The following is a 4693-nucleotide window of genomic DNA, read 5'->3' as shown; positions in this document are numbered from 1 at the left end:
ATTTACTCTCATTTCTATTTTTTTTAACAATAATTTTTTTAAAGCATTATTTTTATATTAATTATTATGTGTTCAATTGCTGGTCTTTACGGAAATTTTAAAGGAAACGATTTAATTAAAATGTTAAAGGCATCCAAAAATCGAGGACCTGACTCATCAGGCGTTTTTTTAGATGATATTTATTTGGATGTGGATCTGGATAATTTTGATGATGATAATGATTACAGTATTGCTTTAGGCCATAACCTACTTTCCATTTATGATTTATTTGACAGGCAATCTGTAATTCAGCCTGTAAGAAATGATAATCTGGTATTGGTATTCAACGGTGAGCTTTACAATTTCAATACTATTCGTAATTTAGTAAAGAAGCTTGGTGTGGAAGCTGAAATCAAGTCTGATTCTGAAGCTTTACTCTATCTGGTTGATTTTTACAATAACGGCGATTTGCTTAAGGCTGTTGGGATGGCTCAAAAGATGATTGACGGAGACTATGCATTTGCAGTATGGGATGGAAATGATCTGGCCATTGCACGTGACCCCTTGGGCGTAAAACCTTTATTCTACTGTGTAAGTGATGATTTGTGTGCATTTGCATCCTCAAGGGATTCACTTTATGAACTTGGATTTGATGAAATTCAGACATTATTGCCCGAACACATTCTTTTTAACTGGACTGATGTAGCTCCTGCACAGAAAATTTATGAAAAATTCATTGAAGTCGACGGATCTAAACTGAACAAGTTATTAAAGTTAAGTGTTTCCAAAAGAGTTGAAGGATTAGATAGTGTCGGTGTAATATTTTCGGGGGGTGTTGACAGTTCGATTTTGGCAATGCTTTTAAAGGACATCTCCTGCAATAAAAAGTTGGACATAACCTTATATGCTGTAGGACGTGAAGGCTCAAAAGATCTTGAAGCTGCCAAATATGCTGCCGAATACCTTGAATTGCCTTTAAAAACACAACTTCTTAGTGAAGAATTAATCAAAGAGCATATCGGCGAAGTGGTTCATGCAATAGGCGATGACAATCTGATGAAAGTGGGTGTCGGTCTTACAACATACTTTGCAACAAGACTGGCTCATGAAGACGGCATAAAAGTAACCATTTCGGGCCAGGGTGCAGATGAACTCTTTGGAGGATACAACAGATACCTAAAAAGCTTTGATGAAGGTACTCTTGAAATTGAAATACGTGAAGATATCTCAAACATGTATCATGTTAATCTGGAGAGGGATGATGCATGCGCAATGCTTAACTCCGTTGAGTTGAGATTGCCATTCCTTGATGAAAAGCTTGTTGAATATGCAATCAATTTGCCCGTAAAATATAAGATATCCGGTTCCGGCGATATTTTAAGAAAAAACATTTTAAGAAAAATGGCATTCAATGAAGGCCTTGACACTGAAATCGCATACAGGCTGAAAAAAGCAGCCCAATACGGAACGGGAATCGATAAGATTTTAAGAAAAAAGATAATAAAAGAAATGGATTTAAAAGAATTTTTATAGTCATCATGTGGAAAACGGTCTATTGGGATGGCACCTGATGGAGATATGCAGGCAATAATGGATGGGAAAGAATCGATTAATAATTTTTCCTATTTACTTTTTTTTAATCTTAATCTTTATTAATATTAAAGAATATAATTATAAATATTATTCATTATTAGGAGTATAATTTTATGTCAATTGAAAAAGATGCGGAAAAAATTATAGATGAATTTTCAAAAACTTTAGATAATATCCCGGATTCAGAAGAAACATGGTATATTACTGATAATTTAAATTTAACTCGTGAAGATGTACCTCATGAGAAAAATCCGGAAAAAATATTAAGAAATGCTCATATTGACAAAGATGGTAATCTTAAAGTTAAAAAAGCTGATTGGATATAATTAGGTGATTTATAATGAGAATGAATTTGGTTCTTGAACTTTTGGATGTTCCTGGACAACTGGTTTCTATATTGGAACCTATCAGTGGACTTGGTGCCAATTTAGTGACTGTAATCCATAAAAGGGATGCAAAAAATGAAAATGGTAAAATTCCGGTTCAACTTACTTTGGAAGGCGAACAAGAAAATCTCAATCGTGTAGTTGAAAGATTTGATGAATTAAATATTACTATTGTTGAAAAAGATGGTTTTATCAATAAGGAATTTGTTAGTACTATCTTAATTGGTCATATTGTTGACAATGATGTAAGAGACACTACTGATAAGATTAATGCATTGGATGGGGTTTTTGTAGTTGGATTTGACATTAAACTAGATGGTGAGAAAAGATCCACTGCATTGATTAATTTGGAAGTTGATTACGGTAAAAAACACTTTGCATTTGACGAAATTGCAAAAATTGCTGATGAAAAAGATTTAATTATGATTAATGAAGTTTAGTGATGATTATGAAAGAATGTAAGATTATTATAATGGGATTTGGATCAGTGGGTCAAGGTATTGCCCAGGCAATCTCATTGAAAAAGGCTATGATTAAGGAAGAATATGGCGTTGAGTTAAAAGTTGTAGCTGCTGCAGATTCATCCACATCTGCCATTAACCAAGACGGTTTAGAAGAAATGTTACTTATTCACAGCAAAAACAGTGAAGGAAATTTATCCGCTTATCCTGAATACGGGTCTAATATATCTGGCCTTGACGTTTTGGATGCTGTTGAGTATGATTTATTGATGGAAGCAACTCCTACTAATATTGAGACTGCCGAACCTGCTTTGGGATTAACACTTAAGGCTTTTGGTCAAGGAAAAGATGTTGTAACTTCAAACAAAGGACATTTGGCAATTAAATTCAGTGAAGTTACCAAAGCCGCTGAAGAAAACGGCGTAGAGTTTAAATATGAAGCAAGTGTTGGTGGAGCAATGCCAATCATTAACTTTGCTCATGAAACACTTTCATCCTGCGGTATAAAATCAATTGTCGGTATCCTAAACGGTACAACAAATTATATCTTATCAAGAATGACTTCTGAAGGTTCTCCATATGACATTACATTAAAAGAATCTCAAGAATTGGGTATTGCAGAAACAGACCCAACCGCAGATGTTGAAGGTATTGATGCAGCTTGTAAAACTGTAATTTTAGCAAATTCTGTTTTGGGAATTGACGCAACTTATGATGATGTGACTGTAGAGGGTATTTCAAGCATTACTTCACAGGCTATTGAACTTGCAGGAAAAGATGGATATTTAATTAAATTAATAGCTGAAGTTTCTGAAGATGCCCTGAAAGTATCTCCACGTTTGGTTAAAAAAGGAAGTGCCTATGACATTGGCGGTACCTTAAACATGGCTACAATCAAAACAGATTTGGCCGGAGATGTTACAGTTATGGGTCTTGGTGCAGGATCACTTGAAACTGCATCTGCTATGTTGACAGACGTAATTAGTATTTTAAAATCTAAATACTAATTCCTTTATTCTTTTTTTTGGATTTGATATTTATGAAATATGTAATTTTTATTCCTGACGGTTCAAGCGACCTTCCTCTCGACGAATTGGACGGTAAAACACCGCTTCAGGTAGCTGAAACTCCTAATATTGACAAATTGGCACAAAATGGATTTGGAGGATTTACAAATAATGTTCCTGACGGATATACGCCGGGGTCTGATGTTGCAAACATGAGCATTTTCGGATATAATCCTGCAGATTACTATACTGGCCGTGGACCTCTTGAAGCCGGCAGTATGGGAATTGAAACAAAGCCGACAGATGTCATTTTCAGATGCAACACGATAACTGAAAAGGATGACACAATGGAAGACTTTAATGCAGGCCACATCACCTCTGAAGAGGCAGCTGTTTTAATGGATGCTTTAAATGAATATTTCAAAGAAAAATATGATGACTTTAAAGGCAAGTTTTATCCAGGCATAAGCTACAGGCATATATTCGTATACTCCTGTGACAGTGAGGAAGATGCAAATCTTTTGGCTGATTTAAACACAGTCCCTCCTCATGATATTGCAGGTGAAAACCTTACTGAATACACAATATGGGATGATGACCTTGCAGTTAAGATGAGGGATATCATGTATGAGGCTCAGGAAGTCCTAAAAGACCATGAAGTCAATAAGGCCAGAATTGCCGATGGCAAATGCCCTGCTAACATGGTATGGCTATGGGGTCAGGGAACAACTCCAAAATTGCCTGACTTTAAAGAAACCTACGGACTGACAGGTGCTGTAATTACAGGTGTTGACCTTCTTAAAGGAATCGGTGTATTTGCTAATTTGGATGTAATTGACGTGCCTGGAGCTACAGGATTTTTTGATACTGATTATGAGGCAAAAGGCCAATATGGTATTGAAGCTCTTAAAAATCATGATGTATTGCTGATTCATATTGAAGCGCCTGATGAAGCGGGCCATGCTCAACTGATAGATGAGAAAGTAAAGGCTATTGAGAGAATTGATGAGTTTATTGTCGGACCGATTATTGAAAGCCTTGAAGGGGAAGACTTTAAAGCGGCAATATTGCCTGACCATCCGACTCCAATATCAATCGGAACCCACACACGTGATGACGTGCCTTTAGTAATCTATTCATCCGATAAGACAGGGGACGAATGTACATCATTTGATGAAGAAGGTGTAAAAACAGGTTCTATTGAAAAGCAGGACGGATATAAATTAATGTCAAGATTAATAAATGAATTTTAAATGGGGAGAGTTAT

At 35.8% G+C, this 4693-nt stretch carries 5 protein-coding genes; all 5 read left to right on the top strand.

Going from position 1 to position 4693, the window contains the following annotated elements; all coding sequences use genetic code 11:
• Positions 1-66: 66 nt before the first annotated feature.
• Positions 67-1512 (top strand): asparagine synthase-related protein, encoded by a 1446-nt coding sequence (locus ACKI44_RS12040; protein ID WP_407424730.1) that lies wholly within the window; start codon positions 67-69, stop codon positions 1510-1512.
• 173 nt (positions 1513-1685) lie between these two features.
• Positions 1686-1898 (top strand): Asp-tRNA(Asn) amidotransferase subunit GatC, encoded by a 213-nt coding sequence (gatC, locus tag ACKI44_RS12035; RefSeq protein WP_058738989.1) that lies wholly within the window; start codon positions 1686-1688, stop codon positions 1896-1898.
• 14 nt (positions 1899-1912) lie between these two features.
• Complete coding sequence (locus ACKI44_RS12030) at positions 1913-2398, top strand: amino acid-binding protein (protein ID WP_407424728.1); 486 nt, start codon at positions 1913-1915, stop codon at positions 2396-2398.
• Positions 2399-2406: 8 nt separating this feature from the next.
• Complete coding sequence (locus ACKI44_RS12025) at positions 2407-3426, top strand: homoserine dehydrogenase (RefSeq protein ID WP_407424726.1); 1020 nt, start codon at positions 2407-2409, stop codon at positions 3424-3426.
• A 32-nt stretch (positions 3427-3458) separates the two neighbouring features.
• Entirely contained in the window at positions 3459-4679 is a 1221-nt protein-coding gene (locus ACKI44_RS12020; protein WP_407424724.1) for a cofactor-independent phosphoglycerate mutase, read from the top strand.
• Positions 4680-4693 lie beyond the last annotated feature (14 nt).

Origin of the sequence: Methanobrevibacter sp. (assembly GCF_045646205.1) — an archaeon.
Lineage (GTDB): Archaea > Methanobacteriota > Methanobacteria > Methanobacteriales > Methanobacteriaceae > Methanocatella.
The sequence above is the reverse complement of the archived record's forward strand: the minus strand, read 5'-3'. Positions and strand labels throughout refer to the sequence as shown.

Bases quoted from the DNA above. Each gene is read 5' to 3' on its own strand.
- gatC (WP_058738989.1), top strand. From the start codon at position 1,686: ATGTCAATTGAAAAAGATGCGGAAAAAATTATAGATGAATTTTCAAAA.
- ACKI44_RS12030 (WP_407424728.1), top strand. From the start codon at position 1,913: ATGAGAATGAATTTGGTTCTTGAACTTTTGGATGTTCCTGGACAACTG.
- ACKI44_RS12020 (WP_407424724.1), top strand. From the start codon at position 3,459: ATGAAATATGTAATTTTTATTCCTGACGGTTCAAGCGACCTTCCTCTC.
- ACKI44_RS12025 (WP_407424726.1), top strand. From the start codon at position 2,407: ATGAAAGAATGTAAGATTATTATAATGGGATTTGGATCAGTGGGTCAA.
- ACKI44_RS12040 (WP_407424730.1), top strand. From the start codon at position 67: ATGTGTTCAATTGCTGGTCTTTACGGAAATTTTAAAGGAAACGATTTA.